Annotated in this window: 20 protein-coding genes and 1 pseudogene; 12 read left to right on the top strand and 9 right to left on the bottom strand. The window is 65.7% G+C overall.

The window, feature by feature from the left end:
• Positions 1 to 721 precede the first annotated feature (721 nt).
• Complete coding sequence (locus tag WKW79_RS35890) at positions 722 to 1,471, top strand: esterase/lipase family protein (protein WP_340340009.1); 750 nt, start codon at positions 722 to 724, stop codon at positions 1,469 to 1,471.
• 207 nt (positions 1,472 to 1,678) lie between these two features.
• On the opposite strand, the gene WKW79_RS35885 is transcribed toward WKW79_RS35890, so the two are convergent.
• The 4 genes from WKW79_RS35885 to WKW79_RS35870 form a co-directional block, all read right to left on the bottom strand.
• On the bottom strand, positions 1,679 to 2,170 hold the full coding sequence (locus tag WKW79_RS35885) for a hypothetical protein (RefSeq protein WP_340340008.1): 492 nt from the start codon (positions 2,168 to 2,170) through the stop codon (positions 1,679 to 1,681).
• On the bottom strand, positions 2,163 to 2,546 hold the full coding sequence (locus WKW79_RS35880) for a hypothetical protein (RefSeq protein ID WP_340340007.1): 384 nt from the start codon (positions 2,544 to 2,546) through the stop codon (positions 2,163 to 2,165). Before WKW79_RS35880 ends, WKW79_RS35885 begins: the two co-directional genes overlap by 8 nt.
• Before the next feature lie 8 nt (positions 2,547 to 2,554).
• The gene (locus WKW79_RS35875) at positions 2,555 to 2,884 is read right to left on the bottom strand and encodes a hypothetical protein (RefSeq protein ID WP_340340006.1); all 330 of its coding nucleotides are present in this window, start codon (positions 2,882 to 2,884) and stop codon (positions 2,555 to 2,557) included.
• 616 nt (positions 2,885 to 3,500) lie between these two features.
• Complete coding sequence (locus tag WKW79_RS35870) at positions 3,501 to 4,652, bottom strand: zinc-binding metallopeptidase family protein (RefSeq protein WP_340340005.1); 1,152 nt, start codon at positions 4,650 to 4,652, stop codon at positions 3,501 to 3,503.
• Positions 4,653 to 4,944: 292 nt separating this feature from the next.
• Between WKW79_RS35870 and WKW79_RS35865 the strand changes: the two genes are divergently transcribed.
• Positions 4,945 to 5,283 (top strand): YciI family protein, encoded by a 339-nt coding sequence (locus tag WKW79_RS35865; protein ID WP_340340004.1) that lies wholly within the window; start codon positions 4,945 to 4,947, stop codon positions 5,281 to 5,283.
• A gap of 72 nt (positions 5,284 to 5,355) precedes the next feature.
• Here the strand turns inward: WKW79_RS35865 and WKW79_RS35860 are convergent, their stop codons facing one another.
• The 3 genes from WKW79_RS35860 to WKW79_RS37160 form a co-directional block, all read right to left on the bottom strand.
• On the bottom strand, positions 5,356 to 5,649 hold the full coding sequence (locus WKW79_RS35860; RefSeq protein WP_340340003.1) for a hypothetical protein: 294 nt from the start codon (positions 5,647 to 5,649) through the stop codon (positions 5,356 to 5,358).
• A gap of 373 nt (positions 5,650 to 6,022) precedes the next feature.
• Positions 6,023 to 6,286: a hypothetical protein gene (locus WKW79_RS35855; RefSeq protein ID WP_340340002.1), complete on the bottom strand. Its 264-nt coding sequence runs from the start codon at positions 6,284 to 6,286 to the stop codon at positions 6,023 to 6,025.
• Positions 6,268 to 6,663, bottom strand: coding sequence for a PDDEXK nuclease domain-containing protein (locus WKW79_RS37160; RefSeq protein WP_422824032.1), 396 nt, complete (start codon positions 6,661 to 6,663; stop codon positions 6,268 to 6,270). The genes WKW79_RS35855 and WKW79_RS37160 overlap by 19 nt, the downstream gene beginning before the upstream one ends.
• Positions 6,664 to 7,021: 358 nt before the next feature.
• On the opposite strand from WKW79_RS37160, the gene WKW79_RS35845 reads away from it, so the two are divergent.
• The 5 genes from WKW79_RS35845 to WKW79_RS35825 all read left to right on the top strand — a co-directional run bounded on the left by WKW79_RS35845 (position 7,022) and on the right by WKW79_RS35825 (position 11,721).
• Positions 7,022 to 7,219 carry a hypothetical protein gene (locus WKW79_RS35845; RefSeq protein WP_340340000.1) on the top strand — a complete coding sequence of 66 codons (198 nt, stop codon included), beginning with the start codon at positions 7,022 to 7,024 and terminating at the stop codon, positions 7,217 to 7,219.
• Between the two features lie 94 nt (positions 7,220 to 7,313).
• On the top strand, positions 7,314 to 7,928 hold the full coding sequence (gene radC / locus WKW79_RS35840; RefSeq protein WP_340339999.1) for a RadC family protein: 615 nt from the start codon (positions 7,314 to 7,316) through the stop codon (positions 7,926 to 7,928).
• 603 nt (positions 7,929 to 8,531) lie between these two features.
• Complete coding sequence (locus WKW79_RS35835; RefSeq protein WP_340339998.1) at positions 8,532 to 9,461, top strand: ArdC family protein; 930 nt, start codon at positions 8,532 to 8,534, stop codon at positions 9,459 to 9,461.
• 125 nt (positions 9,462 to 9,586) lie between these two features.
• Positions 9,587 to 10,492: an H-NS histone family protein gene (locus tag WKW79_RS35830; protein WP_340339997.1), complete on the top strand. Its 906-nt coding sequence runs from the start codon at positions 9,587 to 9,589 to the stop codon at positions 10,490 to 10,492.
• A gap of 881 nt (positions 10,493 to 11,373) precedes the next feature.
• Positions 11,374 to 11,721 (top strand): DUF2958 domain-containing protein, encoded by a 348-nt coding sequence (locus WKW79_RS35825; protein WP_340339996.1) that lies wholly within the window; start codon positions 11,374 to 11,376, stop codon positions 11,719 to 11,721.
• 31 nt (positions 11,722 to 11,752) lie between these two features.
• Here WKW79_RS35825 and WKW79_RS35820 read toward each other — a convergent pair whose 3' ends face one another.
• Positions 11,753 to 12,148, bottom strand: coding sequence for a hypothetical protein (locus WKW79_RS35820; protein ID WP_340339995.1), 396 nt, complete (start codon positions 12,146 to 12,148; stop codon positions 11,753 to 11,755).
• Positions 12,149 to 12,782: 634 nt separating this feature from the next.
• Between WKW79_RS35820 and WKW79_RS35815 the strand changes: the two genes are divergently transcribed.
• The 5 genes from WKW79_RS35815 to WKW79_RS35795 all read left to right on the top strand — a co-directional run bounded on the left by WKW79_RS35815 (position 12,783) and on the right by WKW79_RS35795 (position 17,432).
• On the top strand, positions 12,783 to 14,819 hold the full coding sequence (locus WKW79_RS35815) for a ParB/RepB/Spo0J family partition protein (RefSeq protein ID WP_340339994.1): 2,037 nt from the start codon (positions 12,783 to 12,785) through the stop codon (positions 14,817 to 14,819).
• A gap of 118 nt (positions 14,820 to 14,937) precedes the next feature.
• Positions 14,938 to 15,228, top strand: coding sequence for a hypothetical protein (locus WKW79_RS35810; protein WP_340339993.1), 291 nt, complete (start codon positions 14,938 to 14,940; stop codon positions 15,226 to 15,228).
• Positions 15,203 to 15,460: a hypothetical protein gene (locus WKW79_RS35805; RefSeq protein WP_340339992.1), complete on the top strand. Its 258-nt coding sequence runs from the start codon at positions 15,203 to 15,205 to the stop codon at positions 15,458 to 15,460. Before WKW79_RS35810 ends, WKW79_RS35805 begins: the two co-directional genes overlap by 26 nt.
• A gap of 372 nt (positions 15,461 to 15,832) precedes the next feature.
• Entirely contained in the window at positions 15,833 to 16,351 is a 519-nt protein-coding gene (locus WKW79_RS35800; protein ID WP_340339991.1) for a hypothetical protein, read from the top strand.
• Positions 16,352 to 16,382: 31 nt separating this feature from the next.
• On the top strand, positions 16,383 to 17,432 hold the full coding sequence (locus tag WKW79_RS35795; protein ID WP_340339990.1) for a relaxase/mobilization nuclease domain-containing protein: 1,050 nt from the start codon (positions 16,383 to 16,385) through the stop codon (positions 17,430 to 17,432).
• A 285-nt stretch (positions 17,433 to 17,717) separates the two neighbouring features.
• On the opposite strand, the pseudogene WKW79_RS35790 reads toward WKW79_RS35795, so the two are convergent.
• Positions 17,718 to 17,988 (bottom strand): annotated as a pseudogene (locus tag WKW79_RS35790) (hypothetical protein); the annotation flags it as partial.

The raw sequence follows: 17,988 nt of genomic DNA, 5'->3' as shown, positions 1-17,988 counted from the left end.
GCACGCCTGGCGATCGCGGTCGAGGCGTGATCGATCAATAATGCAACCCCTGTCCTGCCCGGAGGAATTTGGGTGTCGACAACCGGGGGAATTTGAAGTGTCGATCGGGGCGGACTGCGAGCGCTGGAGGCGCGGGTCGACGACCTCGATATCGGCCCACGCTCGCAGCCGGGCGTCGAGCAAACACCGTCCCCTCGCGCATCGCATGCGACCGCGACGCCACGCGAGGACGACTCGCCGAGCGAGCGCGCTGCCGTCACGCGTCCCACGCAATCCAAATCCGAACCCAAACGCAAGGCAACGGCGTTCGGGTCCGGACTGCCCACCCGATCCGCGTGCGCATCAAAGGAGAATCCCCCATGGCCAGCGGCACCAGAACTCTCTGGAAGGGTGCCATTGCCTTCGGGCTCGTGCACATCCCGGTCGGGCTGCACACGGCCGCGACCGGGGAGGGCGTGAACTTCGCGGGCTGGACAAGCGCAGCATGGATCCCATGGGCGCCGCGGCACTCAAAAAGACCCGCTCGGCCGAGGTCGGGTGTGCCTCTCGCAGCACCGCCAGACGCGGTTTCGTCTGACGCGGTGCAGCAATCGCGCCTCCAAGATGCTGTTCACAGTCAAAGGCCCACATGACATCCACAGCATCTTCCAGCGCGCCGCGAGCCCGCTCCATCCATCGCGTGACCCAACCTGCGGAAGAGCAAGCCCACAAGCATCCCTCCATGCTGCTCAAACCGCCCTCCAAATGGCTCCTGCTCGCGGAAGGGAGGGCACTTTGGGAAGCGGGCGCAGCGCTCGCCCTCTGGCCGCTCCTTCAATCCGCTCCCAGAGGCGACGGGCATTCCGTGCTGGTGCTTCCCGGCCTCGTGGCCGACGACATGTCCACCGAGATCCTGCGGCAGCATCTCGGCGGGCGCGGTTACGACGTCCATGGTTGGGGCCAGGGACGAAACCTCGGACCTCGTCGCGGCGTTGAAGCAAGGATGCGTGAGCAACTGGCACGTCTGTACGCTGACAGCGGTCACAAGGTCAGCCTGATCGGATGGAGCCTCGGTGGTGTCTATGCCCGGCTGCTTGCAATTCATGCGCCGCACATGGTTCGCAACGTGATCACCCTTGGAAGTCCATTGGGTGGCGACCCGAAGGCGACCAACGCGTGGCAGGTTTATCGCGCCGTCAGCGGCGATCGAGGTGAAGACACGGCGCGCCTCGCCGAAGTGGCGCAGGTGCCAGCCATGCCCGCCACTTCGATCTACAGCCGCAGCGACGGCGTCGTGGCATGGCGAAGCAGCATCACTCCGGCCGGCCCCTGTTCGGAAAACATCGAGGTCGTCGCAAGCCACTTGGGATTGGGCGCACACCCTGCCGTTCTGTATGCCCTGGCAGACAGGCTTGCCCAGGCCGAAGGCAGCTGGAAGCCTTTCAACGGCACAAAGTTCGGCCCGTTGGCGTTCCCGACACCGCGCACTTGAACGTAACCCTGGTGAACCTCGTCGCGGATCTGTCGCACGACCCGGTTGAGCGCGCTGCCGCCATCGTCTGAGTCGGACCCTTCGCCGGCCAAGGATGCATGCGCAAGCGATGGAAGGCAAGCCGTCAATGAAGTGACCGCGGGGCGTCGCGGGCTCACCGCTACCGCTATCGCTATCGCGCAGGCGCGCCGCTGCGCGCCTCCCTTGTCAAAGGCGCCGAGGTTCTCGCGAGGTCGGAAGAGAAACCGGTGGCAGCGCGGCGCCGGAAAGGTCACCGGCTTTCCGGACCAGGCCGGAAACCATCCCCGCGACATCCACATTGCGCAGAATGAGCGTCGCCACCGTGGCCGCAGACAGCAGCCTCCAAGGCTTGAGGATCCACAGCAACGCACCCGCGCCGGCGCCATAGACCACCAGCGTCACAGGTTTCCTGTGTGCGTAGTCCTGCAGCAGGGGTTGGCCGAGTTCAAGAGCGCCGCTCAACGGATGCCGGTGCCACCACCGACCCACCGCACTGCGAGCCAGTTTTGCGCCGAGCCCGGAAGCGGTCTCGCGTCCGTCGTGGTGCAACAATGGCACCACCGTCGTGCCATCGTCGACTGCACTGTGGAGCTCTTCGTACCCCATGGCCGCGAGAAGCTCGGCCCGCGACAACGCCAGCTTCGCCTTTGCGGAGAGGGGACTGACTGCATCAGTCATTCTTCGCTTCCTTCACGAGTCGCAGGACCCTCACATCTGCCTCCAGTTCATCCTTCACGTCGTCCACCTTCTTCATCACTGAAGACGACCTCATCGCCAACACGGCACCGATCACCGCCAGCAGCCATGCCACGCCCGGCACGATGACGAGGACCCATTCCATTGAACCACGGAGAAAGCCAAGCATCACGGCGATACCCGTCAGGCTCAGGGCCAGCATCAGGGCAACCAGTGCCAGTACCGCGCTCGCGGCTCGCAGCGCCAGCGAGGCGCCGAACGCCGAAAGCTCGCTCTTCACCAACTCGGCATGGTTCGCCAGGTGCGTGAAAAACAATTCCGGCCGGCGCAGGACCGTCACGAAGATCGGATGGACCACGATCGCATTCAGTAGCGGTTGTCGCCCCGGACGGCCGAGATCAAGAGCGCCGTGACCACCGCGCTCAGCGCCGCGGTGATGAGGACCGCCTTGACAGGCTCGTCGTTGATCGCCTTCGTCAGGTACTGTGCCGTCTGATCCAGTTGCGACTTCGCCGCATCGATCTTCTTGCCCGCGGCATTGACCGCATCCTTCGCGTAGGTCCGCCCGGTATCGACCGCGTCGTTCGCCACACGCTTCGCGTCCGAGGCCACACCCCTGGCCTTGTCGACCGCGTCCTTGCCCACCTGCCTGGCGTCGTCGGCAACCTGATCGGGAGACTTGTTGAGTTCGTCCATGATGTTCCTCGAGGGGTTTGGCCCGGTCAGCGCCGGGCAGGGGAGTGCAATCTCGCGCCACACCCGACGCTCCCCTGTGGGCAATTCCACGCATGACACGTAGGCGCATTGCCAACGGGCAGAAAAATGAACTGCGCCATCGGATCCGCACCTCTTCTGCCCGCGCATGAGGCCCTCCCCTCTTCGTGTGCGGGCACGCATATTGCAGATCCGATCATGTCGCCGGAGGCTGGCTGCCGTCCAAACCACTTCCGGTGCATCGCATGTCTCCTCCACCCTTTCCTGGTGGAATTGACCCCCGAGGCTTCAGGCCCTGGGGGTTCTTTTTTTGAGGCCACGTTGCTTGCCACCGCATGTTGCGTCGCCTCTGTCCGACCTGATCCCGGATCGATGAAGTCGCTCGAGGGGCGCAGGCGCATTGGCCGACAATGTCTGCACGACCACAGTGGCCGCACGAGTCGCAAGTGAAAGGGCGGCGCGCCTGCGAAGACCCTTTCTCAGCACTCGCGGAATGCCGCTCGGCTCCCGTCATGGCCGGCCAAGCGTTCCCAACGCCGCACCACCGCGGTGAAACCCGATCAAACCGCTCGAGCCGCCCGCGCCGCACCGAGCCGGCTCATGCGGCCGTGGCCTGTTGCACGGACCCGGCGGGTTGCGAGGCACTCGCTGCAGGCACCGGCGCCGTCTCCCCCGCAAAGCTCATGGGGGTCGTCCCGCGCCGGGCGCCTTGCACCACGCGATGAATGAAATTCAGCTTCGTCACGACCGGTTCGACGATGATGAACGGATAGCTGTCCAGCGCGCCGAGGCTGCGGTCCATCGCATTGATGAACTGCGACACCGGTAGCCACTGCTCGATCGTCGTCGACGAAATGTCGTGGCTGTCCAGATCGAGCGGCTGGACGGTCAACGCCGGCCCGGTCGGAAGCGCATGCGCGAGATGCAATCCCCAGGCGGCCGCGGTCTCCAGTCCATCCACCATGTGCAGGTAGTGGGCCCAGGTCTCCGCCCAGTCTTCCCAGGCATGAGAACTTGCATAGACGCTCACGTGCCGCAACGGCCAGTCCGCCGGTGGATGGGCGTAGTGGCGTTGCAGCGACTCGGCATAGTCCACCGTCTCGTCGCCGAACAACTCGCGGCACTCGCCGATCCAGGCCGTGTCGCGGACCAGGCGATCCCAGTAGTAGTGGCCGATCTCATGCCGGAAATGCCCGAGCAGTGTCCGGTACGGCTCGTGCATGGACAGGCGAATCTGTTCGCGACGGGCGTCGTCGGCTTCGGCAATGTTCAGCGTGATGACACCTTCATCATGACCTGTCAGGACACGCGCTTCCTTGCTCGTCTCTTCGAGAAACTCGAAGGACAGGCCGTTCGCCGGATCCTCCAATTTGTTCGGGACCGGCAACCCGAGCGCCAGCAACGTGAAGAAGAGGCGCCGCTTGGCCTGCTCCAGCTTGGCCCAGTAAGCACGGTTCTCCGGTCTGGAAAGCGCCGGGATGGTGTGCGTGGTGCGGCATGATGCGCACTGCTGGTGCGGGCTGTCCACCTTCACCAACCAGTTGCACACGCCCTCGGCCACGTTGATGCACGGCCGGTACATGAGGTCACCTTCGGCGCCGAAGCGATTCCAGAAGCCTTCGGGCGAGATCTCGAATGCAATCATCGAACGCTCTTCGGTCGAGAAGCCCAGGATGCTCTTGCAGGCTTCGCAGCTGAGGTTCTCGAAGAAGACGCGATTGCCGCAATGGGTGCAGGTGAAGAGCTTCATGGTCCGGACCGTTGGTGGTGTCAACGAAAGCCAAGCAGGATCTGTTCCCTCCTTGTCTGTCCGCACCGGACCCCTGGCACGCTGTCGGCTCCCTCTCGTCGAGGCCGGAAAGTCGCCCGCCGTCCGGATGTCAAAAGACATAGGCAAGCGATGAAGGTCGGCGTCCAATACGCCGACCCCCTGGACCTGCCAACACCGTCAACCCAAAAGTCGTCGAGACAGGCACCTGGGCACACGGCGCTGCCTGTCAGACTGTCACGAACGATCACCCGCGGAGGCCACCGTGAAGTTCATGATCCTGGTCAAGTCGAATCCCGATCTCGAGGCTCGTTTGTCGACGCTGAGCGATTCGGACATGAGCGAACAGATGGACGCGATGGAGGTCTTCAACGAAGCGCTCCGAAAGGCCGGCGTGATGAAGGACTGCGACGGCCTTCGCCCAACGCGCGAGGCCAAGCGCGTGCGCTTTGATGGCCCGTCTCGCACGGTCGTCGACGGGCCGTTCACGGGTGATCTGGTGGCCGGCTACTGGATCTGGGAGTTGCCTTCCCTCGAAGACGCCGTCGCGTGGGTCAAACGTTGCCCCAACCCCATGCCCGTTCCGTCGGAGATCGAGATCAGGCCAATTTGAGGTTGCGGTTGCCAGCCGGCCAAGACCTGCGTCACGCCTTCACTTCCGTTGCATCAGCGCAGCGTCACGCTGTCATGGGTGACCGGGCGGTGCGTCGCCTGTCCGCTCAGCCATCTGCTGCCGCGAGCCCTCGGGGCGCCTCGGCGCCCGCGCTGCCTGGATGCCATCGTGGGTCAGCCGGATGACCCAGGCCGGGCCCGAATGGCTTCTCGTCGCTTCATCGTACGGCGGCAGGATCGCCTGCAGCAACCCCGCATCGCACAGGCCCCGGACCATCTCGACGGATGCGTTGTCCTCGACGGTCGCAGGCAGGGGTGCCGCGTCCAGCCGCGCCAGGAATTGAATGTGCTCGGTTGAGATGGGCATGGTCGATGGGCATGGCCGGTGCCGAAGCTGTCAGTGGCTTGCGACCCCCATGGATCGTGGGATGACTCCGAGGCGTCGCGATGCGGTCGGAACAGCGTGCCACGGGATGCGCGCAGTGGCAACTGCATCGCGCGCACGAGGGGTACCGGTGACAGTCGGCCCGCTTCATCGCGGCGCGCGACACAGCGATCCCGGCAAGTGCCGCGATGTCCTTTCAACGCAGCCATTCGGCCAACGCTGCGCCACTGGCGAGGGGGATGGGATGGCCGGAAGCTTGCCGATCACCAGGCTCGATTCTTTGGCCGAAGGGCGGCGGTCCGATGGGAGGCTGCGTTGACGAGGCAAGCGCGCACGGCCGGCGCACGCGCTCCGGTCAGGAAGGCGGCTTCTTTCGGGGGGGCTTCTTCGCCGGCTCGCTTGCTGTCTTCGCAATGCGCCCTGAACCCGATGACGGAACCAGGGAGGCGTTGAGCGCAACGGCCAACGCGGCATCGCCGCTCAGCAGATCAAGCCAGCGCAGCTCGAGCTCGGGCTTTCTCTTGCCCTTGCCGGTCAAGCGCAGGCCTTCCGCGTCGATCGACACGGTGTAGTTCCGCCCAGCCACCGTGACCTGCCGCCTCAGTTCCTTGTCGAGCACTGTGACCACCGAACCTCGCTCCGAAAGACCATGATGCGCAGAATGTACGCTTCCCTGGAGAACGGCATCGCACGCCATTGTGGCGTTTCAAGGTTGCGAACCGGACCGGTGTTTCCATTCCGTTCGATCGCCACCAGCGCCTTGAGAAAGCGGTGACAGAGAAGCTGGTCAATGCAGTATTCCTTGCGGCCCAGCGCCAGCCGGTGCTGGCGCCCGACGCAGCAAATCCCGCAACCCAGTTCGAGGATGAAGTCGCGCAGCCGCTCAATCCGCTGGTCCTCCGGCTCGCGTTCCTTGATCGCGCGCCGGATTCCCGGGAGCGCGAGGTTGTCGCCGCGCTTGAACGCTTTTCCGACCTGCGCAGGTTCATCCAGCATCGACAGAAATCTGACGTGGTGACTTCAGGGGACCGCTTCCACCCTGTCTCGCACAGCCTGTGCGAGATCTCGAAGGACGAAGGCCGGGGAACGCCGTCTTCAGATCGCGCGTGAGCCGATCGGCGACAGCGTCGCCCCATCCCGGCTCGTCTGCCTCGCGGATGGCGCATCCGACGGACAGCCGATAGAGCGCGACCGTGCCGGCCTCGAACGCTTCGGTCCATGTCGTGAACGCGCCAGTGCTCGACTCGATGTCGATCCAGACACTGGCGTCCCCTGTGCTCTCGTGAAGCACCCAATAGAGAAGTGCCCGGGATCGGGCTCGTCGACAAAGACGGAGACATGACGAAGGTGACTCATGCGCGCATCGCTGAGGGACGGCACGCCGCCGCCGTGCGCAACCCTGACGCTGCGCCGGCAGAGACCGGGGCGTGAACAACCGAAGGCATTCGTGGCGTCTGCGGAGGGCGGGGGAGGGCTTGCCTGTGTGGCTTCACGCTACCTCACCGTTCTCGCGTTCAAGGCCCTGCGCGCGCTGCGCGTGCTCGGCGCGTGACCGCGCGCCTGCGGCGGCCTTGAGCACTGCGCTGCGGCGAGGTGGCTCGGGGCCACGCAGGCAATCCCGCCTGTGTCGTCCACAGGAGTCCGTCATGACCACCTCTTCGACATCAGCCGCTTCTTCACCCGAGCTCAACGCCCGCCAACAACGCATCGTCGATGCACTGCGGCCCTTCTTCGGCGCCGAAGCCGATGCTCTCTACGAGGCCAACGGCCGCTCCCTGCAGAAGCTCGCCTACAGCGCACGGCAATCGGCGCTGCCGGGCTTTCACCGGCTGGCCACGGGCCTGGCGCTGGCGCAGGAACTCCTTTGCGAGGAGCTGACGACCCGCCCGGTGTTCGAGACGCCAACGGCCGTGGCCGACTTCCTCAAGCTGCATTTCGCAGGGCAGCCGTTCGAAAGCTTCGTGGCGCTGTTCCTCGACTCCAGGCACACCCTGATCGCCTTCGAGGAACTGTTCCGCGGCACGCTGAGCCAGACCAGCGTCTATCCGCGCGAAGTGCTCCAGCGGGCCCTGCATCACAACGCCGCCGCCCTGATCATCAGCCACAACCACCCGTCAGGCTCGACCGAGCCATCGCGTGCGGACGAAGTGCTCACGCAATCGCTGCAAGCCGCGCTGACGATGATCGACGTGCGGGTGCTGGACCACGTGGTCGTGGCCGGTGCCCGTTCACTCTCCTTTGCCGAGAAGGGACTGCTTTGAGCGCAGGGGCCGCGGCCCCTTTTTCATTTCGTGCTGACCAGCGCACTGCGTGCGAGGGCCTGATCAGCGTGGCCCTTCGCGGCCACGGCTCGCGGGCCGTTCACCCTGCAGCGCATCGAGGATGGATGCCCCTGCACGGCAGAGGACAACGCGGGTCGCGGCCTCGAGGCCGCAGCGCCGACCGTCGGCGGCACGCATGGTGTCGACGGGCGCGCCGGGTGGGTCTGCCTTCGGCGCCACCTCTTCATCGACGCATAGCTCGCCCGGACCGCTGTCCAGGGCTTCGGGCTGCGCCACCGTCCTCACCCGGTCCTCGGCTCCCGCCTCGGCTGCGGCCTCCGGGCGGTCCCCGGACAGCGGCCCTTGCCGCTCGCTTCTCATGCGTCGAGGCGGCTCCGAAAGCAGATCTTCCACCCTCCCGCGGCATCCCCGCAGAAAGGACCCACCATGCGTGCATTCCAATCCTCCCGTCAGCGCCACGCGGACAGCCGCAACTTCCCGAACAGCCAAACAGCCACGGGCGTTCCCCCCGTACCCCCCGAGGGCTCACCCAAAGCAGCCACGGTGCAAGGCAGCACTTCAATCGGTCAAGGCGGCGCACGCATGGATGTGCGGCAGGCGATCACGGACCGCATCATTGCGATGCTGGAGAAGGGCGGCAACGTGTTCCGGGAACGCTGGACGCGTGCCGCCTCGCGCGGCATGCCGCGCAACGGCAAGACCGGGGCGCCCTACCACGGCGCCAATGTGCTGCTGCTCTGGGATGCGGCGATCGAACACGGCTATGCCTCCAACGTGTGGCTGACCTACAAGCAGGCGGCCAGCATGGGCGCGCAGGTGCGCAGGGGCGAACGCGCGGTGCTGTGCGCACACTTCGAACGCAAGGCGATGCGCAATCCGGGCGCTTCGGAGATCGATTCCAGCGCCAGCGGTGCATCGCATGGCGAAGGGGAGGGCGATGCAAGCGATCGCGGCCATGACGGCCGCTCGGGTGTTCTGCTGTGCACACCGTTCTGGCTCTTCAACGTGGCCCAGATCGACGGACTGCCCGCATCGACCGCGCTCCCTGCGCCCGACCGCCAGGCATGGGCGGACGGCTCTGCGATCGAAGGCGCGATGCGCTTCATCGGCGGCTGCCACGCCAACATCCAGCACGGCTACTTGCGCGCGGCCTATTCGCCGAGCGCCGATCGCATCCTGATGCCCGATGTCGACCGCTTCACCAGTCCGCAAGCCTATTGCGCGACCGCTTTGCATGAGCTGGTCCACTGGACGGGACACGAGAAGCGCCTGAATCGAAGCTTCGGGCAACGCTTTGGCGATGCGGCCTATGCGTTCGAGGAGCTCGTGGCAGAGCTCGGCTGCGCCTTCGTGCTCGGCCATATCGGACTGGTCGATGCCACCATCGAAGGCCATGCCGCCTATCTGGACAATTGGCTGCAGGTGCTGCGCAACGATCGCACGGCCATCTTCACGGCCGCGCGGCACGCGGGCGAAGCGTTCGAATTCATATTGGCTCGTGCGTTGCCGTAGCTGGCCCGCACGGGCTGATTGCGGGCTAATTGCGGGCTAATTGTGAATTGAATGCCCCACGCGCTGGACGCAATTGGCGCGCGGAAAGCAATTAGACTCGCACACCTTCAACTATCGGAATCTCCATGCCCAAGACACACGCTCAACTGCTGCGCGAAATTGCCGTCCTTCAGGCTGCTGCCGACAAGCAACGGAAAATTGAGGCCCAGGGGGCTGTGGCCAAGATCAACGACATGATCGCGAAATTTGGGATCACCGCAGCGGATCTCAAGTTCGCCTCCGGCGCGCCCGAAAGCGCACCGACGCAGCGCGCCGCCGCCGCGACGCGCAACGTGCAGAAGGTGGACTCAGCCAAGCCCGTTGCCGTTGCCGCGAAGCGTGCCGCGCGTTACAGCGACGGCCAAGGCAACGAGTGGGGCGGCCGCGGCCCGCGGCCCGCCTGGCTGCGCGCCGCGCTGGCTGCCGGACAGACCCTGGAGAGCTTGCTGAGCGGTGCAGCACCGACGTCTGAAGCCCCCGCATCGGCAGTTGCCGGCGAGATGCCGCAGGCTGCGCCGTCGGCCAAGGCCGCTGCATCCAGCAAGGCTGACACCCCCAAGCCCGCGGCCCGGAAGGCCCGTGCAAAGAAGGCCACGGCCGGACTGGACGCCATCGCCGCGCCGCCAGCTGTTGCCGTCGAGACTGAAGCGAAGGCTCCGGCCAGAAAGGCCGTTGCCAGGAAGGTTGCCGCGAAGAAGGTTGCTGCGAGGAAGTCGCTTGCCGAAAAGGTCGGCGCCAGCACACAGGACGCTGGCGCCAAGCCGGCCAAGCCGGTGGTCAAGGCCGCGGCAAAGAAGGCCGTGAAGACCGTTGCAAAGAAGGCGGCATCGAAGAAAGCCGCGTCGAAGAAGACTGCAACCCCCAAGGTTGCCGCTTCTAAGAAATCATTGCCGGCGCGCAAGAGCGCAATCGGCGCAACGACGGCCGCCGCGGTGCTGCCCGAGTCCGCGACCGTCGTGCCGCCCGCGGCCGAAGTTCCCGCCGCAACCTGATTGCCCGCGACGCCGAGGCGCCGCGCCGGCGCTCGATGAACGTGAACGAATCCAGGCTCTTGCGCTGAGTCGTTCTTCCGACGAGCTGGCTTCAGGCGCCTGCAGGCGCAGCGACGCAGGCCCGCTCGCGCCGTCGAGGCGCGTGATCCCGGCAAAGGCCTTTCACCGCCGGCGAAAGAGCCCCAGGGCGCGCGTCCAGACGAACTCCCGCCGGACGACATGGCCGTCCCCGCGCAACCTGGCCGCGACTCTGCGCGGTCGCTTCGTGTGCCATCGACGTGGGCGCGCATCGTCGATGGCATGCCGCAATTTCCAAGCGACAACAGCGCGCGTCCTACTGTCTCGCGTCCACGTGGTCGCGTCGCGAGCTTCGCCGCCGTTGCCTTTGAAATAGTGGCGGCGCGCTGCCGTACGCTCATCCACTCGCGCCGCTGCGGCGCTCGACCACGCGGCGGCCAATGTCGCCCGTTGGCCATTGCGACCAGTTGCTGCGCATCGGATGGTCCATTGAACATCCGCCCATGCGCGCGGCGTCCCGTGATCGTCATGCGCATGATCTGGGCCACGCCATGCCGCGTGCACCGGCCCTTTGCCGGTGCGGGCAGGCTCGGTCGCGCGGTCGAGCCGCAAGAGGGTGATCGCGCTCTCGTCCATCCCACGGATTGCGGGTGCCTCTTGCGCCTGTCCTGGAAGCGCTGGTCTGTGGTGGTGGGTGGCCTTGCTGCTCCCTGCAGCGTGCCACGTCGTGCTCGCCGTCAAGGTCTGCACGCACTGCGTGCGCTTGCGGCCTGCGGCCGTCTTCGAACCTTGACCGCTTGCGCTGCGACGCGACCTCCGACGGTCCCGGGCAATCCCGCCCGCAACCGTTCCAGGAGCACACCATGATCGCATCCTTCCTCTCCGACGCGCAGCGCGCACAACTCATCGCCAATGGCCGGATGGCTCTGGCGCAGCAAGACTTCGATCCGCTGCCGGTCGTCAAGCTCTTCACGCCCGATGCCGGCGCCACCTGGCTGCTCAGCGAACTCGACGAATCCGGCGAAATCTGCTTCGGGCTTTGTGACCTCGGCATGGGGTTCCCGGAAATTGGCTACGTCGCGCTCGCCGAGCTCAGTGCAGTACGCGGCCTCATGAACCGGCCCATCGAGCAGGACCTGCACTTCCATGCAGACAAGACCCTGAGCGCCTACGCCCACGAGGCCAGGCTGCACGGGCGCATCCAGGCCTAGCGGGCAAGCCGCCGGCCCGCGCCGGCGGCGGTCAGCCAGCCCCGCCCGGCCCCTGGCCGGGATCGGGGCTGGCGCTGCGGGAAGCGGCCCCGCTGCCGCCGCTTCGTCCGGCCCCCGCGGTGCGCGCATGCTCGGCTTCGCGCAGGCTGTGGGCCGCACGGGCGAGCGCGTAGTCGGCATAGAGCTTGTCGACGGCCTGGATCCATGCGTCGGTGGCGGCGTCCGTGTCCTGCGCGTCCGGTGGGTCCAGTACAGCGTTGCCGCTGTCGCTGTCGCTGTCGCCGTTGCCAGCGACCAGTTGCCGATGCGAGGCTGACGCCTCGCCCTCCTGGTCGCCTTCCTGCAGCGGCGAGCGGCGACGCGGAACAGGCGGCACGGCGATGCCCGCCCTTCGAAGGATGACTGCTTTCTGCTCCGTGCTCAGCATCTCCTGGCCCTTGCAAGCAACGTTCCAGCTTTCTGTCCGGACAGTGGTTCCTGCAGGATTGTGATCCCGGTTCCCGGTGTGTGGATGACCATTCGTTTCAGAGTTGCCCCTGGTTCCATCCGTGCCTCGGGCGCCCCAGCGGCTTCGCCGCTGTCGGGCTGCTCCAGGTTCGCGCCTTCGCGCTCATCCCCTCACGGGGACTGGCTGTGCCAGCCTTGCGCATCCCTGGCGCAGCGGACTGCGTCCGCTTGAACTTCCCTGATCAGACCTGTCCTTCGGCAGGTCGAGGCGCTCGCCGCGCGGCGGTTGCGCTGCGCATCGGTCTCTGCGCTTTCCGGGCTGCCGTCTTCCCGAGCCCTTCGCCTGGTCCGGTGACTCTGCGCCCGCGGGGCCCGGGGACCGGCTGCGCCTGCAAGGGGGTCTTCATAAAGCTTCGCTTTACAAACCTTCCCCCTTGCTCCCCCGTCCCCGCCGTCGCTGCCGTTCACCGGGCGAAGAACTCAGGAAAACGGCGGCCAACTCCGGGTAGGAGGCCGATGCGTATCGCAACCCTTCATCGAAGGGCTCTGAATCTAGGAACCCGGCATCTCTTTATTTGTTTTGTTCCTCAACTTCAACTGCAAAGGAATCCGACATGACTGCCATTGCCAAGCCTGCGAAGAAGGTCGCACCGCGTGCCCACAAGCCGGGGAAGAGCGCCGCTGTCCCATCTGCCGCCATCGATGCTGCGAATGCGCAACGGAAGGAGCCGATGGGGCGCGATGTGCTGGTGCCACTGGACAAGCTCACCCTCAGCGAGGCCAATGTGCGCAAGGTCCATCACGAGGAAGGCCTGGTCGAACTGGCCGCGCTGATCGAGTCCCAGGGGTTGCTCCAGCGCCTGAGCATCGTGCCACTGGAGGACGACCGCTTCGGCGTCGTTGCAGGGGGAAGGCGACTGCGTGCGATGCAGATCCTCGCGGCCGCCAATCGCTGGCCTGCCGATCAACCGATCGAATGCAAGCTCTACGCGCAAGGGCAGGCCGTCCAGGTGTCGCTCACCGAGAACTCGGGCCGCCAGGCCATGCACCCCGCCGACCAGATGGAAGCCTTCCGACGCCTGATCGACGACGGGCTGACGGTCGCACAGGTGGCCAGCCGGTTCGGCGTGTCGCCCCTCACCGTGGAGCGCCGACTCAAGCTCGCGCGACTCGCCCCGCGCTTCCTCGACCTCTACCGCGCCGACGAGATCGAACCCGATCAACTGCAGGCGCTGGCCCTCATCGAGGACCCCGCCGCGCAGGAAGCCGTGTGGGACGGCCTCAGCCCTTACGACCGCAGTGCATGGCGCATCCGCAACGCGGTCACGCAGGAGGCCTGTAGTGCGGACAGCCGGCTTGCGCGCTTCGTCGGCCTCGACAGCTACGAAGCCGAAGGCGGCAGCGTGCGGCGCGACCTGTTCTCCTCGCCAGAGGATCTCTCCGGCATCTACCTCGACAACCCGACCATGCTGCAAGCGCTCGCCATGGACAAGCTGCGCGGCCTGGAAGCCATCGTCAAGGAAGAAGGCTGGTCCTGGGTGGCGTGTTCTCTCGAGTCCGACACCAGTGCGTGGCGGCGCCATGGCCGCGAGGGCCAGAGCGAACGTGAGCCCACGCCCGAGGAAGCCGAGACGATCGAGCGGCTCGCCGCCGAGCAGCGAAAGCATGCCGATGCCTACGACCAGCACCAGGACGAAGGCGATCCCGATGCCGACGACTACGAACTCATCGAGCAGCAGCTTTGCGAAGCGCTCGACCTGGCCGATGAAAACCTCATGGCTGCACGGGCCGCCCTGCTGTACTGGGCATCCGCACAACTTGCACGAGCCGGCACGCTGGTGAGACTCGACCACCGTGGCGAGGTCGTGATCGAGCGCGGGCTCGTGCGGCCGGAGGATCGGCAGGCAACGCCCCGCGAATCGGGTGACATCCCCCGTCCCGACCCGGAGTCGACAGAGCGGGTTGCGACCCGGCCCGAGTTCAGCGAGAAGCTCATGCGCGACCTGACCGCGCATCGCACAGCAGCGTTGCAAGCGGCGTTGCTGCAGAACCCGCAGGTGGCCCTCGCGGCCCTGGTGCACCGGATGGCCGAGACCGTGTTCAGCCTGTACGGCAGCGGCGACGACATCGTCAAGGTCGCCGTGCGCGTGACAAGCGACAGTACCCTCGCGGAAGAAGCCAGCGAGTACGGCGACAGCCCCGCCGCCACGCTGCTTGGCGACGCAGAAGCGATGTGGGGCGACCGCCTGCCCGGCAACCCGGAAGCACTGTTCCGCTGGCTGCTCACGCAGCCGCAGGAAACACTGCTCGAGTTGCTTGCCTACTGCACCGCACGCAGCGTCAACGCCATCGCGGCACGCCCTCGCACCACCGCCAACCACAGCGATGCGCTCGCGCAGGCGCTGGGCCTCGACATGGCCGACTGGTGGGTTCCCACCGCAGGCCGCTACCTCGGCCACGTCAGCAAGGCCAAGGCCCTCGAAGCCGTGATGGAAGCAACCGGTGTCGATCCGGCACAGGCCACCAGCGGCATGAAGAAGCCGGACCTGGTCCGCTACTGCGCCAGCAAGCTCGAAGGAACGCGATGGGTGCCTGCGCCGCTGCGTGCACTGGCCGCGTCGAGCCTGCAGGACGACACCGCAGAGGCATGAACGTCGCGCGACTGCCGGCGACGCCGGCAGCGCACACGACGGGCATTGACCTTCTGCACTCCTGCCCCAAGCGCCAACTTCCAGTCCCACTTCGATCGTCCATTTTCAGAGGCAAGCCATGTCCATCCGAACCAAGCCCAAGCTCTTCCTCGGTGTCACCGCTCTCGCCGTGCTGGCCGCAGTGGTCACCATCCTGGCCGTCTTCGTGCCCCGGCCTCCCCGCGGCACTTCCTCGGAGTCGGCCTTCGCGACACGCTTTCAGCCCATTGCGCCGGTCATCGCCGGCATCGGCAGCACGCGCGCGCTGACGCCCGTCCCCCTGGAGGTGCAAAGGCCTGTGCCGACAAACGACCGCAAGCCGCCGCCCGACGGAGGTGCGCATCATGAACCCGCAAACGCAAGCCGGTAGGGCACCACCCGTGAAGGTCGAAGCGCAGCCGCTGTCGCGCTTCGAAGGCCATTGCCTTTGCCAACGTACAAGGGAGTGCGAGTCCCTGCTGCAGCTGGCCGTCCTCGGCGTGATCGAGGCCATCGAGCGTCATAGTCCCGACCAGGACCTGGCAGCCATCGCCCATCATCTCGGCGAAGCCGAACAACATGTCGAAGCCGCGCGGCGACTTGCCGCGAGGTGGAACAAGTGAGGGCGCCACGGCGCCTCACCCGCCCGACGAGAAATCGACCAGCCATGAGTCATTGCGGCCGGCGCGCCATCTGACAGGGTTGCCTTCGGTGTCGGCCAGGCGCAAAGGGAAGGGGGCGTCTGCATCACGGCTGCCAAGAAGTGTTCGGCATGACGACACATCGCCGCCAGCTTGGCGCGGGGAATGGAGGAAGGATCGGGAGTGCTCCTGACGAGTGTTCGGCATGACGGCGTTGATCGTCGTTCGGCCTGCCGGGGCCCCGCGTGGGAAATGCCATCAGCAGATGTTCGGCATGACGTCACGAGAGCCCTTGTTCGGCTTTGAGGGCAGGATAGACTGGCGTCAGACATTGTTAACGATCCATCGTTTTCCATGGCCAGAGCCCTTCGAACTGTCGTTCTCGGAACCCGGACTTCGTGCGAAACGAAGGCACGATTCGCCGCGCTGGCGGCCCAGCAGGGGCTGACCGAATCGGCAATGCTCGGACTTTTGGTCGACAAGGTGCTCGCAGCAAACACGTCGTCCGACGCGCCATTGAGTCGAACTCCAGAGCAAGGTTGCGCTGACCGTCTCACGCTGCGCCTTCGCCCTGGCGACCGCGCTCTGGCGAATGCGAAAGCCGCTGTGCGTCGCATGAAGACCTCAACGTATGTGGCGATGCTGGTCCGTGCGCATGTGCGCAGCGCCGCGGTCATGCCGCCGGCGGAACTCGAAGAGCTTAGATGCCTGGTGGGACAACTGGCAGCATTGAGGCGCGAGCTTCGGGCGGTCCCGGCGGCGGTTTCACCAGAGCTGCTCATCGATGTCGGTAGCACCGTCGAGAGCGTGCGCGAAGCTGTTTCCGCGGTGGTGCGCAGCAACCTGATCGAGTGGGAGGCCGGCAATGCCTAAGCACCTTGTCACGTTACCCCGCACTGCGGGTATGGAACTCGACATCGTGAGTTATGGCCGTCGCGGGCCCGGTGGCTCGCTGCATCTGAATACGGATCAGATCGAGCAGGTCAAGCGAACGGTCGGCCGCGTGGCGGAAGTGATGGTCAAGGTGTCGGGCGGCGCGCGCGACAGCGGTGGCGCGAAGGCGCACCTGAAATACATCGGCCGACATGGCAAGCTCGAAATCGAGACCGACGAAGGCTTGTCGCTCCACGGCCGCGATGTGGCGGATCGCCTGTTGACCGACTGGCAGCTCGATCTTTGTCGCAGCCAATACAAGGCCAAACCGGACGAAGGCCAGAAGGACACGCGGGCAAAGCTCACGCACAACATCGTGCTGTCGATGCCCGCAGGTACGCCGCCGGAAAAGGTCTTACGTGCCGCGCGGATTTTCGCCCGCGAGAACTTCGCCTTGCAGTATCGCTATGCCATGGCGCTGCATACCGACCAAGCACATCCGCATGTGCATCTGGTGGTGAAATGCGAACATGAGACAGAACCGGGCAAGCGGCTATACATCCGCAAGGAGACTCTGCGGCAGTGGCGTGAGCAATTTGCGTCTCTAATGCGTGAGCAAGGCGTTGCGGCGAATGCGACACCGCGTCAGATTCGCGGTCAGATCCGAAGCGCGAGCAAGGACCCAATTCATCACCGCCTTCGTGCCGTTCGCGCGTTCCAGAATCTTTCGATCAACGAGCGCGCACGACGGACGCCACCGCCGGAATCCACTTTCCTCCGGCGCAAGGTTGAAAGCGTTGGGAGAGATCTGCAAGCCGGCCGAGCGGTCGCCGATGCAGGCAAGGAAAGGCTTTTCTTGACGCGTCGCCAGGTCGAGGCCGATTGGCTGGTGACGATCGCTGCGCTGCGGCAGCAGGGTGAGCAGGCTCTCGCAAACCTAGTTGAGCGCTTCGTGGGCTCGATGCCCGCTGTGCGCACTGACCACGAGCGCATCGCTGCAGGGCTGCGTGAAGTGCTACGGGCGCGCCACGGCGCTCGCGATGCTGACGCCCGAGATCAGTCGAAGGACCAAAGCCGTTAGCCTCGGTGCAGAAGACGCCAAGGTGAGCGTCCGGATGTCATGCAGTCCTCTCAAGAGGTATGGCTCATGGCAACCAATGTTCTCGCGCGCGCGACGCGCGGCGGTGGATCAGATGCATTGCAGTCGTTGACTTCGAGCGATCGAGAGGCTTCATCGGGCCCATTGCGGCCTGACAGATGACCGAAACGCGCGGCAGCAATACTGGGTGAAGCGGTCAACCGCCGTGGTGTGCGATTACTCGGTCGCTGCTGCAGCGTGCTTGCGATGGGTTGAAGTACGACAACGTCAAGCCGAGGCGCCGCGGATCTTGATCTTCTTCTTCGCCGTCGAGTCGTTTCCCGGCGCGGCAGGCAACCACTTTTGCATGCCATCGAGGAGCATGTGAAGCCCGGCATCGAACGCTGTATCCGTGTCGAGTCGGGAGAACGCTTCGGCGAAGAAGTGTGCGGCAGGGTACTGGTCCGAAGACGTCGCGCGGATCCGGCCCAGGATGTAGTCGCCGTGCTTCGCGGGCATCTGGCGGTTCACCTCGGCATAGGCGGAGGTCATCACGTAC

The organism is Variovorax robiniae (assembly GCF_037889955.1).
In the GTDB taxonomy this organism is placed as follows: domain Bacteria; phylum Pseudomonadota; class Gammaproteobacteria; order Burkholderiales; family Burkholderiaceae_C; genus Variovorax; species Variovorax robiniae.
Note: the sequence above shows the minus strand (reverse complement) of the source record. Positions and strands in the feature narration are given on the sequence as shown.

Coding starts and splice junctions, on each gene's coding strand:
- WKW79_RS37160 (WP_422824032.1), bottom strand. CDS start 6,663: ATGCTGGATGAACCTGCGCAGGTCGGAAAAGCGTTCAAGCGCGGCGAC.
- radC (WP_340339999.1), top strand. CDS start 7,314: ATGACCACCTCTTCGACATCAGCCGCTTCTTCACCCGAGCTCAACGCC.
- WKW79_RS35805 (WP_340339992.1), top strand. CDS start 15,203: ATGAACCCGCAAACGCAAGCCGGTAGGGCACCACCCGTGAAGGTCGAA.
- WKW79_RS35835 (WP_340339998.1), top strand. CDS start 8,532: ATGGATGTGCGGCAGGCGATCACGGACCGCATCATTGCGATGCTGGAG.
- WKW79_RS35830 (WP_340339997.1), top strand. CDS start 9,587: ATGCCCAAGACACACGCTCAACTGCTGCGCGAAATTGCCGTCCTTCAG.
- WKW79_RS35820 (WP_340339995.1), bottom strand. CDS start 12,148: ATGCTGAGCACGGAGCAGAAAGCAGTCATCCTTCGAAGGGCGGGCATC.
- WKW79_RS35800 (WP_340339991.1), top strand. CDS start 15,833: ATGGCCAGAGCCCTTCGAACTGTCGTTCTCGGAACCCGGACTTCGTGC.
- WKW79_RS35890 (WP_340340009.1), top strand. CDS start 722: ATGCTGCTCAAACCGCCCTCCAAATGGCTCCTGCTCGCGGAAGGGAGG.
- WKW79_RS35870 (WP_340340005.1), bottom strand. CDS start 4,652: ATGAAGCTCTTCACCTGCACCCATTGCGGCAATCGCGTCTTCTTCGAG.
- WKW79_RS35875 (WP_340340006.1), bottom strand. CDS start 2,884: ATGGACGAACTCAACAAGTCTCCCGATCAGGTTGCCGACGACGCCAGG.
- WKW79_RS35810 (WP_340339993.1), top strand. CDS start 14,938: ATGTCCATCCGAACCAAGCCCAAGCTCTTCCTCGGTGTCACCGCTCTC.
- WKW79_RS35825 (WP_340339996.1), top strand. CDS start 11,374: ATGATCGCATCCTTCCTCTCCGACGCGCAGCGCGCACAACTCATCGCC.
- WKW79_RS35865 (WP_340340004.1), top strand. CDS start 4,945: ATGATCCTGGTCAAGTCGAATCCCGATCTCGAGGCTCGTTTGTCGACG.
- WKW79_RS35845 (WP_340340000.1), top strand. CDS start 7,022: ATGCGCGCATCGCTGAGGGACGGCACGCCGCCGCCGTGCGCAACCCTG.
- WKW79_RS35795 (WP_340339990.1), top strand. CDS start 16,383: ATGGAACTCGACATCGTGAGTTATGGCCGTCGCGGGCCCGGTGGCTCG.
- WKW79_RS35815 (WP_340339994.1), top strand. CDS start 12,783: ATGACTGCCATTGCCAAGCCTGCGAAGAAGGTCGCACCGCGTGCCCAC.
- WKW79_RS35885 (WP_340340008.1), bottom strand. CDS start 2,170: ATGACTGATGCAGTCAGTCCCCTCTCCGCAAAGGCGAAGCTGGCGTTG.
- WKW79_RS35860 (WP_340340003.1), bottom strand. CDS start 5,649: ATGCCCATCTCAACCGAGCACATTCAATTCCTGGCGCGGCTGGACGCG.